Origin of the sequence: Aeromonas sp. R6-1 (assembly GCF_040908165.1) — a bacterium.
In the GTDB taxonomy this organism is placed as follows: Bacteria; Pseudomonadota; Gammaproteobacteria; order Enterobacterales; family Aeromonadaceae; genus Aeromonas; species Aeromonas caviae.
In genome coordinates this window covers 121965-134976 of record NZ_JBFODF010000046.1, presented here as the reverse complement: position 1 = coordinate 134976, position 13012 = coordinate 121965, and the positions used below count along the sequence as shown (strand labels likewise).

Here is a 13012-nt window from a genome sequence, read left to right as displayed (position 1 = left end):
TTGAAGGGGGCGGGAGGCAGGGGCTACCATGACCCTTTTGTTGCGAGGAGGCTCCATGGCACTGACAAGGTTGCTGTCCCCCCTGACCAGTCTGGTGATCTTCATTCTGGGTCACGGTCTGTTCAACACCCTGCTGACGGTGCGTCTCTCCGCCGAGCAGGTGTCCGCCCAGGCCATCGGTCTGGTGTCGGCTGCCTATTTCGGCGGTCTGGTGCTGGGGACTTTCATCAATGCCCGCCTCATCATCCGGGTGGGTCATATCCGGGCCTATGCGGCTTACGCCTCCCTGCTCTGTTTTCTGTTTCTGCTGCACGGCATGGTGGTGGAGCCTGTCACCTGGGCGGCGCTGCGGCTGATCGGGGGGTTTGCCACCGGCGGCCTGTTCGTGGTGCTGGAGTCCTGGATGCTGGTCTCAAGCACCCCGGCGAACCGGGGGCGGTTGATGTCCCTCTACATGATCCTGCTGTACGGTTCACTTGCCCTGGGCCAGCTGCTGCTCAAGCAGGTGGACCCCATGGTGCTGACGCCGTTCGCCCTGTGCGCCATGGCGGCGACTCTCTCCGTGGTGCCTCTGGCGCTCTCCCGAGTGGCGACGCCGGCCATGGTGGCACCCCAGCCGGTGGGAGTGCTGGAGCTGGTGCGCCTCACTCCGGCGGGGATGGGCAGCAGCTTTACCTCGGGCCTCATCCTCGGGGCCATCTATGGGCTGTTGCCGCTCTATTTCACCGACAGCGGCGCCTCCCTCTCCCAGGTGGCGGACATGATGGCGCTGGTGATCCTGGGGGGGATGTGTCTGCAATATCCCATCGGGCGTGCATCTGATCGTTACGACAGACGGTTGGTGATCCTGCTGCTCTGCGCCCTGCTGACCCTGATCGCGTTGCTGATGGTGCTGCTGCCGGAGCCCTGGCGCGAGCCAATCGAGGGGACTCTTGTCTTCCTGCTGGGGGGCATGGCGTTCTCCATCTATCCCTTGAGCCTCAGCCATGCTTGCGATGAACTGCGCCCGGATCAGGTGCTGGGGGCAAACCAGGGGCTGCTGCTTGCCTACAGCCTGGGAGCCATGACGGGTCCGCTGCTGGCCCCCTTTACCATGGCGACGTTCGGACCACAGGGGCTGTTCGTCTACTTTGCCCTGTGCGGTCTGCTGCTGTCGGCCTATCTCGGCTGGCGCAGGCGTAAGCGAGCCCCCATTCCGTTGACGGAGCATCAGGTCTTCATGCCGGTGCCCCCCAACACCCCCATGACGGCGGAGCTGGAGCCAAGAACGGATCTGGAAGGGGAGACAGTGCCGGCGAGCTATGCCGCGCCTGACGCAGAAGAGAGAGCGGTGAGTGAAGAGGGGCAGGAGAGGGACGCGCCGCAAGGACGTTGAAGGCTGCCGACCCAACGACAGGGATAAAAAAACCGACTCCAGGGAGTCGGTTTTTTGTTGGGCGGTTATCAGGCGGTCACGGCATCGGCCTGGGTAGCTTGTGCTTCCGGCGCCGGGTTGCGAATGAGGTAATCAAACGCACCCAGGGCGGCGGTGGCACCTGCCCCCATGGAAATGATGATCTGCTTGAACGGTACCGTGGTGGCATCCCCTGCGGCATAGACGCCGGGCAGGGAGGTGGCACCCTTGGTGTCGATCTCGATTTCGCCAAAGCGGGTCAGGGCCACTTCGCTCCCCTTGAGGAACTCGGTGTTCGGCACCAGGCCTATCTGGACGAAGATGCCGGCCACAGCCAGGTGCTTGATCTCGCCGGTAGTGCGATCTTCGTAGTCCATGCCCACCACCTTGCTGCCGTCGCCGATCACTTCGGTGGTGCGGGCGCTCATGATGATGTCGATATTGCCCATGGAGCGGGCCTTCTTCTGCAACACGTCGTCGGCACGCAGGGTATCGGCGAACTCCACCACGGTGACGTGCTCGACGATGCCGGCCAGATCGATGGCCGCCTCGATGCCGGAGTTGCCGCCACCGATCACCGCAACCCGCTTGCCCTTGAAGAAGGGGCCGTCACAGTGGGGGCAGTAGGCCACACCCTTGGTACGGTACTCGAGTTCACCCGGCACGTTCAGGTCGCGCCAGCGGGCACCGGTCGCCAGGATCACGGCGCGGCTCTTCAAGGTGGCACCGGAGGCGAGGTCCACGTTGACGTAACCATCCTTGCTGATGGCGGCGGCGCGCTGCTCGGTGATCACTTCCACGCCGTACTGCTTGACGTGCTGCTCCAGGCTGGCGGCCAGCTTGGGGCCCTCGGTGTAGGGCACGGAGATGAAGTTCTCGATGCCGACGGTGTCCATCACCTGGCCACCGAAACGTTCGGCGACAATGGCGGTGCGAATGCCTTTGCGGGCGGCATAGATGGCCGCGGCGGCGCCGGCCGGGCCACCGCCCACCACCAGCACGTCATAAGGCGCTTTTTCGCTCAGCTCTTGCGCCTTGCGCTCGGCAGCGCCGGTGTCGAGTTTGGCGACGATCTCTTCCAGCGAAATACGGCCCTGGCTGAACGGCTGACCGTTCAGGTAGACGTTCGGGACCGCCATGATTTGACGCTCGTTCACCTCATCCTGGAACAGGGCACCGTCGATCATGGTGTGGGTGATGCCGGGATTCAGGGTGGACATCAGGTTCAGGGCCTGTACCACGTCCGGACAGTTGTGGCAGGAGAGGGAAATATAGGTCTCGAAGTGGAACTCGCCCTTGAGGTTCTTCACCTGCTCCAGCACGGCCGGATCGGCCTTGGAGGGGTGGCCGCCGCTTTGCAGCAGGGCGAGCACCAGGGAGGTGAATTCATGACCCATGGGAATGCCGGCAAAGTGCACGCGCGGGGCCTGGCCCTGGGGCGCGATGCTCATGGAAGGCTTGCGGGCATTGGTGCCATCGGTCAGGGAAATTTTGGGGGACATCTCGGCGATCTCGCTGGCCAATGCCAGGAGTTCGGCGGATTTGTCGCTGTCATTGCCGGACACGCTGATCTCGATGGGATTGACGATGTACTGCAAGTAACCGTTGAGTTGTTGTTTGAGGTTGGTATCTAACATGGTCGAATTCCTTCTTGCTGAATGCGGGTCGGCACGATGACCGGATACAGAAAACAGAGGTCCACACAGCAGACCGGCGCATTTTCTGAGGGCCGTAAACAAGACCGGCCCTTGAACGGGCCGGTCTTCAGAGCGGGGAGGCTTAGATTTTGCCTACCAGATCCAGGGACGGGGCCAGGGTGGCGTCGCCTTCTTTCCACTTGGCCGGGCACACTTCACCCGGGTGGGAAGCAACGTACTGGGCAGCCTTGACCTTGCGCAGCAGTTCCAGTGCGTCACGGCCGATGCCGCCAGCGTTGATTTCAACGATCTGGATGACGCCTTGCGGGTCGATGACGAAGGTACCGCGGTCAGCCAGGCCAGCTTCTTCGATCATCACGCCGAAGTTGCGAGTGATGGTGCCGGTGGGGTCGCCGATCATCGGGTACTGGATCTTCTGGATGGTGTCAGAAGTGTCGTGCCAGGCCTTGTGGGTGAAGTGGGTGTCGGTGGAGACGGCGTAGATCTCGACGCCCAGCTTCTGGAATTCGGCGTAGTTGTCGGCCAGGTCGCCCAGCTCGGTCGGGCAGACGAAGGTGAAATCAGCCGGGTAGAAGAACACCACGGACCACTTGCCTTTCAGGTCAGCGTCAGACACCTGAACGAATTTGCCATTGTGGTAGGCGGTGGCGTTGAACGGCTTGATTTCAGTGTTGATGTAGGTAGACATGTATTTGCTCCTTGGTGATGTACATATGCCTGTCTGGTGTTGAAGAGTCGTGCCAGACGAGGCGCTTAACTTTCGATGGAGTCATCATAGTGACTTTTTCTAATCGGTCAAAGCCACAATTTTGAATCACATAAATCTATTTATTAGATAGACCATCACAACTGTACCTAACATGAATATCTCAGGCCTTCGGAGATAACTCATTGTCGAAGTTCAATTTCTGTCCTGCATGTCACATTTTCAAGGGCTGGGCCGGATTTGTTTTCATTGCGTGAGCAGAGAAGGGGGCAGACGAGGCGGCGCAGTAGAAAAAAGAGGGATAAAAAAATCCCGGCGCCGTCGCACAGACAGGGCCGGGTCATCAAACAAGGAATGGCGATAAATATGCTTTACAGCAAAGACTAACTACGGGGTGTGCAAACTTGCAGACATATGAAGAGAAGATGGCGGGTGCACAATCCTCATCTCCTCTTCGGCAACCATTGCATGGTCGGCATCATAGTGTGATGAATGTCACAACGCAAGTTTTGTGGTGTAATTTTACAGTCAAATTGAAAGTGTTTCACTTGAATAGCCGTTAAATTAGGCTGAAAACGCTTTTATTGTAATTTAATTACAGAATTTTAAGATCAAAAGTCGGTTGGGGGCTCCTGCTCCTCCATCAGCTCCAGCAGATTGATGGCCACGGCGATGAAGTCCGACTCGGTGACGATGCCAACCAGCTTGCGCCCCTTGAGTACCGGCAGACAGCCATATTTGTGGCGCTGCAGATACAGGGCCGCCTCCTTGATGCCGGCGTGGGGATCCACGCTCGCCACCTGACGAGTCATGATCTCGTCGAGCTGGACGCTGTCGGTGAACTCTGCCTCCCGCTCGGGGTTGATCAGCAGCAGCTTGGATTCACGGGTGGCCAGGATGTCCGAGAGGGTGACCAGACCGAGCAGATGCTGGTGTTCATCGACGATGGGAACGTGACGGATCCGCTCCTGCTGCATCAGCTCCATCGCCTGCTTGACGCTGTTTTCCGGACCCAGGGTAAAGGGGTGTTCAGTCATGATCTCGGAGAGGGTCATCATGGTGGGCCTCCTTGTGTGTCTGCTTCCACCCTAGCCCAGCCCCCGTCGCCAGAACATGATCGGGGTCAATACAAAACCTTAAAGGTTTTTTAACGGGCCCAGCCTCACAAAATGGCCCGCTATCCCTTGTCTTCCTTGGGTTTTTAGTCTTTTGGGTTGCCTTGGAAGAGGGGGATAACTAGACTAGCCGCCGATTCCCCCGAGGTGAAAGATGCAAGTATCCGATTTTCATTTTGATCTGCCAGACGAGCTGATTGCCCGCTATCCCATGGCGGAGCGTACCGCCAGCCGCCTGCTGCAGCTCGATGGTCAAACCGGCGCCCTGCGCCACGGTCATTTTGTCGATGTGCTTGACCAGCTCAACCCCGGCGATCTGCTGGTGTTCAACAATACCCGGGTCATTCCGGCCCGCATGTTTGGCCAGAAGGCCAGCGGCGGCAAGCTGGAGGTGCTGGTGGAGCGCATTCTGGACGAGCACAGCGTGCTGGCGCACGTCCGCTCGTCCAAGTCCCCCAAGCCAGGTACCCGTCTCCTTCTGGATGGCGGTGCCGACGGCGTGCCCGTCGAGGCCGAGATGCGTGCCCGCCACGACGCTCTGTTCGAGATCCACTTCCTGGACCCGCGCCCTGTGCTGACCATTCTGGATGCCATCGGCCACATGCCGCTGCCTCCTTACATCGACCGTCCCGACGAGGATGCCGACAAGGAGCGCTACCAGACCGTTTACAACCAGAAGCCGGGTGCCGTGGCGGCGCCGACCGCTGGTCTGCACTTCGACGAGCCGTTGCTCGAGCAGATCCGTGCCAAGGGTGTGGAGATGGCCTTCGTGACCCTGCACGTGGGGGCGGGCACCTTCCAGCCGGTGCGCGTCGACAAGATTGAAGATCACCACATGCACTCGGAATACGCCGAAGTGCCCCAGGAGGTGGTGGATGCCATCGCGGCGACCCGCGCCCGCGGCGGTCGGGTGGTTGCGGTGGGGACCACGTCGGTACGATCCCTCGAGAGTGCGGCCGAGGCGACCCTGGCCCAGGGCAAGCCGCTGGCGCCCTTCTTCAATGACACCGACATCTTCATCTTCCCCGGTTACGAGTTCCAGGTGGTCGATGCCATGATCACCAACTTCCACCTGCCCGAATCCACCCTGATCATGCTGGTCAGTGCCTTTGCCGGCTATGACAACGTGATGGCCGCCTATCAGGCCGCCGTGGCGGGACAGTACCGTTTCTTCAGCTACGGGGACGCCATGTTCGTCACCCGTCGCCGGGTGCAGGGTTAAGCCTTGCCCTTCAGAAGTCGTTCAGGCTCTGCTTGTCAGTATGCCGGCCGGCTTCATATTACCGGGCCCCTCGGGCCCTTTGTTGTCAGACTGTTTCTCTGACTGAATAGAGGTAGCAATGAAATTTGAATTGAAAACCACCGATGGGCGTGCCCGTCGCGGTCAACTGGTGTTCGAGCGTGGCGTGGTCCAGACCCCGGCCTTCATGCCGGTCGGCACCTACGGCACCGTCAAGGGGATGACACCGGAAGAGGTACGTGAGACCGGTGCCCAGATCCTGCTTGGCAACACCTTCCACCTCTGGCTGCGCCCGGGTCAGGAAGTGATGCGCGCCCACGGCGATCTGCACGACTTCATGAACTGGCAGGGGCCGATCCTGACCGACTCCGGTGGTTTCCAGGTGTTCAGTCTGGGGCACATCCGCAAGATCACCGAGGAGGGGGTGCACTTCCGTCATCCCATCAACGGCGAGAAGATCTTCCTCGACCCCGAGAAGTCCATGGAGATCCAGTACGATCTGGGTTCCGACATCGTGATGATCTTCGACGAGTGCACCCCGTACCCGGCCACCTACGAGGAAGCGCGCAAGTCCATGGAGATGTCCCTGCGCTGGGCCAAGCGCTCCCGCGACAAGTTCGATGCGCTCGGCAACAAGAACGCCCTGTTCGGCATCATCCAGGGTTCTGTCTACGAACCGCTGCGGGATGTGTCGCTGGACGGTCTCCTTGAGATCGGCTTCGACGGTTACGCGGTCGGCGGTCTCGCCGTGGGTGAGCCCAAAGAGGACATGCATCGCATCCTTGACCATGTCTGCCCGAAAATTCCGGCCGACAAGCCGCGCTACCTGATGGGGGTGGGCAAGCCGGAGGATCTGGTGGAAGGGGTGCGCCGCGGTATCGACATGTTCGACTGCGTGATGCCGACCCGCAACGCCCGCAACGGTCATCTCTTTACCACCGATGGGGTGGTCAAGATCCGCAACGCCAAGTACCGGGAAGACACCAGCACCCTGGATGCGGACTGCGATTGCTACACCTGCAAGAACTACACCCGCAGCTATCTGTACCATCTGGACAAGTGCAACGAGATCCTCGGTGCCCGTCTGAATACCATCCACAACCTGCGTTATTACCAGCGCGTGATGCAGGGTTTGCGGGACGCGATCGAGCAGGGTAAATTAGACGACTTTGTAACTGAGTTTTACCGTCGGCAAGGGAAGCCTGTGCCTCCACTGGCTGAAAATGACGTGAAATAACAACGACATATAAGTTGGTATTCAAATCTACATCAATAAGAGGTTGTTAAATGAGCATTATCTCCAAGGCGTATGCAGAAGGCGCGGCTCCGGCAGCACAGGGTGGTGGCATGGAAATGATCATCATGCTGGCCGTGTTCGGTCTCATCTTCTACTTCATGATCTACCGTCCCCAGGCCAAGCGTGCCAAGGAGCATCGCAATCTGATGAGCTCCCTCTCCAAGGGCGACGAAGTGCTCACTTCCGGTGGCCTGGTCGGCAAGATCGCCAAGGTTTCCGCCGACAGCGACTACATTGTGCTGGCCCTGAACGATCAGACCCAGGTCACCATCAAGCGTGACTTCGTCTCTGCCGTTCTGCCCAAGGGTTCTATCCAGTCCCTCTAATCTCCCGAGGAGCACAGCGTGTTAAATCGCTATCCGCTGTGGAAATACCTGATGGTGATCGTCGTGATCGCCATCGGTTTTCTATATGCAGCCCCCAATCTTTACGGCGAAGACCCGGCCTTGCAGGTCTCTGCCAGCCGTGGTGCCGAAGTCAAACTAGAAACCCTCGATCAGGTGAAGGAAACCCTCGACGAGGCGAAGATCCCGGTCAAGCATGCGGCGTTCGAGCACGGCTTCATCCTGATCCGTTTCAACAACACCGAAGACCAGCTCAAGGCGCGCGACATCGTGGCCAACAAGCTGGGCGACAATTTCATCACCGCCCTCAACCTGGCACCCTCCACCCCCGCCTGGCTTGAGGCCATCGGCGCGGCGCCCCTGAAGCTCGGTCTTGACCTGCGGGGCGGTGTGCACTTCCTGATGGAAGTGGACATGGCCGAAGCGCTGGCCAAGCAGCAGGAACAGATGGTGCAGGATTTCCGCGCCGAGCTGCGCACCCAGAAGATCCGCTACTCCGGTGTACGCCGGGTCGGGGATCAGGTGCAGGTGGTCTTCCGTGACGAGGCCGATCAGGCCAAGGCACTCTCCTTCCTGCGTCGCCAGAATGCGGATCTTGTCTTCACCACAGACCAGAAAGGGGATGACTTCATCCTGCTGGCCAGTCTGAGCGAAGCCAAGGTCAAAGAGGTGAAGAAGTATGCCCTCGAGCAGAACATCACCATCATCCGCAACCGGGTGAACGAACTGGGTGTGGCCGAGCCGCTGGTCCAGCAGCAGGGCGGTGAGCGTATCATCGTCGAGCTGCCGGGGATCCAGGACACCGCCCGTGCCAAGGAGATCCTGGGGGCCACCGCGACCCTGGAGTTCCACATGGTCGATGAGGCTGCCGATATCCAGGCCGCTGCCGCAGGCCGCGTGCCGCCGAGCTCCAAGGTCTACAACGATCGCAACGGTCGTCCCGTGGTACTGCAAAAGCGCGTGATCCTGACTGGTGACCACATCGTGGGTGCCCAGTCCGGTTTCGATGAATACAGCCGTCCCCAGGTCAACATCAAGCTCGATGGTCAGGGTGGCAACAAGATGGCCAACTTTACCAAGGACAACGTTGGCAAGGGCATGGCGACCGTCTTCATCGAGTACAAGCCGGTGGGTCAGCCTGGTCCGGACGGCAAGCGCAAGTTCCGCAAGCAGGAGGAGGTGATCAACGTCGCCACCATCCAGTCTCGCCTGGGTAGCCAGTTCCGCATCACCGGGATCGACAACGCCAACGAAGCCCACAACCTGGCGCTGCTGCTGCGTGCCGGTGCCCTGATTGCCCCGATCCAGATCGTCGAAGAGCGCACCATAGGCCCGAGCCTGGGTCAGCAGAACATCGACAGCGGGATGGAAGCCATCGGCTGGGCCATGCTGGTGATCGTGCTCTTCATGGGGATCTACTACCGTGCCTTCGGCTGGGTGGCCAATCTGGCGCTGACCATGAACCTGGTGCTCATCGTCGGTATCATGTCGATGATCCCGGGGGCCACCATGACCCTGCCGGGCATCGCCGGTATCGTGTTGACGCTGGGCATGGCGGTGGATGCGAACGTGCTGATCTACGAGCGTATTCGTGAAGAGATCCGCAATGGTCGCGGGGTGCAGCAAGCCATTCACCTGGGCTTTGATCGCGCCTTCTCCACCATCGCCGACTCCAACGTGACCTCGCTCATCACCTGCGTGATCCTGTTCGGTATCGGTACCGGTGCCATCAAGGGCTTCGCCCTGACCCTCGGGATCGGCCTGACGGCGTCCATGTTCACTGCCATCACGGTATCCCGCGCCATCATCAACCTGGCCTGGGGTGGACGGCGCATCGACAAGCTGCCGATCTAAGGAAGAGACATGTTTCAAATTCTACATTTTGAAAAGCCCATCCCCTTCATGCGTTTCGCCAAGCTGGGTATGGTCCTCTCTGCTCTGGTGACGGTGCTCGCCCTCTACGTTCTGTACGATCGTGGCCTGAACTGGGGGCTGGACTTCACCGGCGGTACCACCATCGAGGTGGGGTTCCAGCAGTCGGTGAGCTTGGACAAGATGCACGAGGCGCTGGATCAGCAGAAGATTGACGGGGCGACCCTGCAGTTCTTCGGCTCCAGCCGTGATGTGCTGGTGCGCATGGCCCCGCAAGAGGGCGTCAAGGTCGAGCAGCAGGGCAACGAGGTCCTGGCGGCCGCCAAGCTGGTGGACGAGAGCGCCGTGCTCAAGCGTGTCGAGTTCGTCGGTCCCTCCGTGGGTGACGAGCTGGCCACCGACGGTGCCCTGGCCATGCTGGCCTCCATCCTCTGTATCCTGATCTACGTGGCGGTGCGCTTCGAGTGGCGTCTGGCCACGGGGGGCATCCTCTCCCTGGCTCACGACGTGATCATCACCCTCGGCATCTTCGCCTACTTCCAGTACGAGTTCGACCTGACCGTGCTGGCGGCGCTGATGACGCTGGTGGGGTACTCCCTGAACGACACCATCGTCGTGTTCGACCGGGTGCGGGAGAATTTCCGCAAGGTACGCCGTGGGGACACCGCGGAGATCATGGATCTCTCCATGACCGAGACCCTGAGCCGGACCATCATCACCTCGGGGTTGACCTTCGTGGTGGTAGTGGCGCTGCTGCTCAAAGGCGGGCCTCTGATCCACGGTTTCTCCATCGCCATGGTGATCGGGGTGGCCTTCGGGACCTACTCCTCCATCTATGTGGCGAGCGCCTCAGCCATGTTCCTCGGGATCAAGCGGGAGCACATGCTGCCGACCCAGGTGGAAAAAGAGGGCGCGGATCAGCAAGAGATCCTGCCGTAACAGACAAGGGCGCCGCAAGGCGCCCTTTCTCTTGTAGCCGGGGTGAGTCATGATGCTCCCCACAACCCAGCATCCATTACCCAAAGCAAGGAGCAAGCCCATGCAACACAATCCCCGTTTTCTGGCCCTGGTAGAGGCCATCCGCCCGCAGGTGCAGGAAACCGATGTGCATCAGATCAAGCGCTGGCAGGATGAGGGCCGAGCATTTCATCTGATCGACGTGCGCGAAGAGAGCGAGTGGGCCAGGGGCCATCTGCCGGGGGCCACCTATCTCGGGCGCGGGGTGATAGAGCGTGACATCGAGACCCGGTATCCGGATCCCGACACCGAACTCTACCTCTATTGTGGTGGGGGATTTCGCTCCATCCTGGTGGCGGATAACCTGCAGAAGATGGGTTATTCCCGGGTCGTCAGCGTCGATGGAGGCTTTCGCAGCTGGAGCGATGCCGGATACCCTGTCGAATCCTGATTTATTTGAGGGAGAGGGGCTGCGCCACATGACAAACGGCCCCGTGATCTTTACCATATGCGGGGTCAAGCGTAAGCGTCGGAGTGTTCATTGAACGTCAGGATAGGGATTGGATACCTCACGGGTATCCTGTTGTTGCTCCCCTTGTGGGGTTGCAGCAGTAGCAGTCAGGTAAAAGCGCCTCAAGTTCCCAAGCCGCAACCCGCTTCACTGGTATTGGCGACCCCCTTGCAGGTCTCCTACCAGAGCGAGTTGGCGTTGGCGCGACTCGGGCAGATGCTCAGTGAAATGGAATTGACGACCGAACAGCGGGCAGAACTCTTCTATGAGCGTGCCGTGGTGTTTGACCGGGTGGGCTTGCGTTCCCTGGCGCGACTCGACTTCAACCGCGCCCTGCGGGAGAAGCCGGATTTTGCCGAGGCCTACAACTTCATCGGTGTCTATCTGGTTCAACAGCAGAACTACGACGAGGCCTATGAGGCGTTCGACTCCGCCCTGGAGCTCGCCCCGGATTACGACTACGCCTATCTCAACCGGGGAATCGCGCTCTATTACGGCAATCGCCCCGAGCTTGCCGCGGCGGATATGAAGCGCTTCTACGAGGCGCAACCAGAAGACCCTTATCGGGTGATCTGGCTCTATCTGGCCGAGCAGAAGCTCAACGGACCGGCGGCCATGAGCCGGATGCGCGAGCGGCTCAACAAGTATGACGACGACGCCTGGAACTGGGATCTGGTGCGCCTCTATACGGGCGACATCAATGCCACCCAGTTGATGAGCAACGTGGTGAAAGGGGTCAAGGACAACAGGGAGCTCGCCGAGCGCCTGTGCGAGACCTACTTCTACCTCGGCAAGTTCGAGCTGGCCAAGGGTAACCGCAAGGAAGCCATCAGCTACTTCAAGCTGGCGCTGGCCAACAACGTCTATGACTTCATCGAGCATCGCTATGCCTTGCTGGAGCTGGAACTGATGGCGCGCAAGCCCCAGCCACCCGGAGCCCAGGGCAAGAGCGGCAAAGCGTGACTAAACGGGTTTGATCCCCATGAAAAAGGCCTCTTGACGAGGCCTTTTTGCTGTCTGGTGACACGGGGTGTACTGCTACTCCACCAGGCTCATGCCGGGGATCTGGCGCCAGTAACCGTTGCAGTCCCGCTCCTGCAGCAAGGGCAGGGGGGCCATCCCCTGTTCGTTGGCCTTGAAGCGCTCCAGCATCGTCAGGGTCTCCATGCCTTCGGGCGATAGGCGCACCACATCCACCAGGCCCTCCATCCCCTTGAGCTCGTTACCCAGGTTGTAGCAGTAACCGGACTGGGTCTGGATGCCGTTGAGGTTGAACACCTTCTGCCCTTCGCGACTGCTGGCAAGTCGCCCGGTGGGGTAGTGGATGCAGGCCAGTTCGCAGTTGTCCTTGGGCCGGTCGAGGGAGCGGGCGGTGAAGCAGCGTGCCGAGTAGGCGAGCGGCAGATGACCATAGGCGAACACCTCCACCTCGAATTGCTGGCGCTCCCTGCCCAGATCCTGATTGAGCTGCATCAGCCAGTCGCGGGAGAGCTCCACCGGCATCACCCAGCGCTGCATCCCCTGTTTAAGCAGCATGCGCAGCACGTCGGCGTTGTAGGCGTTGATGGCGGGGCCGCAGACGAACGGCAGCCCGGCTTCACTGGCGAGCTGGACGGCCCCCAGATCGTTGGCCTCGATCATCAGCTCGCCGTTGTCGACCAGTCGCTTGACCTCCTTTAGCTCGGAGGGGGCAGAGATCAGCGCCAGCGTGGAGAGCACCGCCTGCTTGCCGGAGCCCGCCACCTGACGGGCGAGGGCAATCCAGTCATCCACTTTCAGTTCACGCCGCTTGCTGCAGACGGTTTCCCCCAGATAGACGATGTCGGCCTGGCTGGCGGCGGCCGCCTGATAGAAGGCCTGGGTGTCGGCCTTGGGCCAGTAGAAGAGCAGGGGGCCGAGAGAGAATTTCATGAACAGGG

At 60.3% G+C, this 13012-nt stretch carries 12 protein-coding genes; 8 read left to right on the top strand and 4 right to left on the bottom strand.

The features are described from left to right. The first annotated feature begins 55 nt into the window (after positions 1–55). Positions 56–1375, top strand: coding sequence for an MFS transporter (locus tag AB5Y68_RS15650; protein ID WP_039038740.1), 1320 nt, complete (start codon positions 56–58; stop codon positions 1373–1375). A 68-nt stretch (positions 1376–1443) separates the two neighbouring features. Here the strand turns inward: AB5Y68_RS15650 and ahpF are convergent, their stop codons facing one another. The 3 genes from ahpF to AB5Y68_RS15635 all read right to left on the bottom strand — a co-directional run bounded on the left by ahpF (position 1444) and on the right by AB5Y68_RS15635 (position 4815). After that, the gene (ahpF, locus tag AB5Y68_RS15645; RefSeq protein ID WP_039038739.1) at positions 1444–3030 is read right to left on the bottom strand and encodes an alkyl hydroperoxide reductase subunit F; all 1587 of its coding nucleotides are present in this window, start codon (positions 3028–3030) and stop codon (positions 1444–1446) included. 142 nt (positions 3031–3172) lie between these two features. After that, positions 3173–3739, bottom strand: coding sequence for an alkyl hydroperoxide reductase subunit C (gene ahpC, locus AB5Y68_RS15640; RefSeq protein WP_010675074.1), 567 nt, complete (start codon positions 3737–3739; stop codon positions 3173–3175). Positions 3740–4368: 629 nt separating this feature from the next. Beyond that, a complete protein-coding gene (locus AB5Y68_RS15635) occupies positions 4369–4815 on the bottom strand; it encodes a CBS domain-containing protein (protein WP_010675073.1) in 447 nt (148 codons plus the stop codon). Positions 4816–5026: 211 nt separating this feature from the next. On the opposite strand from AB5Y68_RS15635, the gene queA reads away from it, so the two are divergent. The 7 genes from queA to nlpI all read left to right on the top strand — a co-directional run bounded on the left by queA (position 5027) and on the right by nlpI (position 12056). Then, the gene (queA, locus tag AB5Y68_RS15630) at positions 5027–6094 is read left to right on the top strand and encodes a tRNA preQ1(34) S-adenosylmethionine ribosyltransferase-isomerase QueA (protein WP_039038738.1); all 1068 of its coding nucleotides are present in this window, start codon (positions 5027–5029) and stop codon (positions 6092–6094) included. Positions 6095–6212: 118 nt separating this feature from the next. Beyond that, positions 6213–7349, top strand: a complete 1137-nt coding sequence (gene tgt / locus AB5Y68_RS15625; RefSeq protein WP_010675071.1) for a tRNA guanosine(34) transglycosylase Tgt — start codon at positions 6213–6215, stop codon at positions 7347–7349. A gap of 50 nt (positions 7350–7399) precedes the next feature. Beyond that, on the top strand, positions 7400–7735 hold the full coding sequence (gene yajC / locus AB5Y68_RS15620) for a preprotein translocase subunit YajC (protein WP_010675070.1): 336 nt from the start codon (positions 7400–7402) through the stop codon (positions 7733–7735). Between the two features lie 18 nt (positions 7736–7753). Next, positions 7754–9607: a protein translocase subunit SecD gene (gene secD, locus AB5Y68_RS15615; protein ID WP_039038737.1), complete on the top strand. Its 1854-nt coding sequence runs from the start codon at positions 7754–7756 to the stop codon at positions 9605–9607. Positions 9608–9616: 9 nt separating this feature from the next. Continuing rightward, positions 9617–10564 (top strand): protein translocase subunit SecF, encoded by a 948-nt coding sequence (gene secF / locus AB5Y68_RS15610; RefSeq protein ID WP_039038736.1) that lies wholly within the window; start codon positions 9617–9619, stop codon positions 10562–10564. A gap of 100 nt (positions 10565–10664) precedes the next feature. Continuing rightward, positions 10665–11033: a rhodanese-like domain-containing protein gene (locus AB5Y68_RS15605; RefSeq protein WP_368207328.1), complete on the top strand. Its 369-nt coding sequence runs from the start codon at positions 10665–10667 to the stop codon at positions 11031–11033. Positions 11034–11123: 90 nt separating this feature from the next. Beyond that, complete coding sequence (gene nlpI, locus AB5Y68_RS15600) at positions 11124–12056, top strand: lipoprotein NlpI (RefSeq protein ID WP_280520777.1); 933 nt, start codon at positions 11124–11126, stop codon at positions 12054–12056. Positions 12057–12131: 75 nt separating this feature from the next. Here nlpI and AB5Y68_RS15595 read toward each other — a convergent pair whose 3' ends face one another. Continuing rightward, positions 12132–13004 (bottom strand): U32 family peptidase, encoded by an 873-nt coding sequence (locus tag AB5Y68_RS15595; RefSeq protein WP_039038733.1) that lies wholly within the window; start codon positions 13002–13004, stop codon positions 12132–12134. Positions 13005–13012 lie beyond the last annotated feature (8 nt).

Excerpts from the sequence above, each read along its gene's own strand:
- AB5Y68_RS15650 (WP_039038740.1), top strand. The coding sequence starts at position 56 with ATGGCACTGACAAGGTTGCTGTCCCCCCTGACCAGTCTGGTGATCTTC.
- ahpF (WP_039038739.1), bottom strand. The coding sequence starts at position 3,030 with ATGTTAGATACCAACCTCAAACAACAACTCAACGGTTACTTGCAGTAC.
- ahpC (WP_010675074.1), bottom strand. The coding sequence starts at position 3,739 with ATGTCTACCTACATCAACACTGAAATCAAGCCGTTCAACGCCACCGCC.
- AB5Y68_RS15635 (WP_010675073.1), bottom strand. The coding sequence starts at position 4,815 with ATGATGACCCTCTCCGAGATCATGACTGAACACCCCTTTACCCTGGGT.
- queA (WP_039038738.1), top strand. The coding sequence starts at position 5,027 with ATGCAAGTATCCGATTTTCATTTTGATCTGCCAGACGAGCTGATTGCC.
- tgt (WP_010675071.1), top strand. The coding sequence starts at position 6,213 with ATGAAATTTGAATTGAAAACCACCGATGGGCGTGCCCGTCGCGGTCAA.
- yajC (WP_010675070.1), top strand. The coding sequence starts at position 7,400 with ATGAGCATTATCTCCAAGGCGTATGCAGAAGGCGCGGCTCCGGCAGCA.
- secF (WP_039038736.1), top strand. The coding sequence starts at position 9,617 with ATGTTTCAAATTCTACATTTTGAAAAGCCCATCCCCTTCATGCGTTTC.
- AB5Y68_RS15605 (WP_368207328.1), top strand. The coding sequence starts at position 10,665 with ATGCAACACAATCCCCGTTTTCTGGCCCTGGTAGAGGCCATCCGCCCG.
- AB5Y68_RS15595 (WP_039038733.1), bottom strand. The coding sequence starts at position 13,004 with ATGAAATTCTCTCTCGGCCCCCTGCTCTTCTACTGGCCCAAGGCCGAC.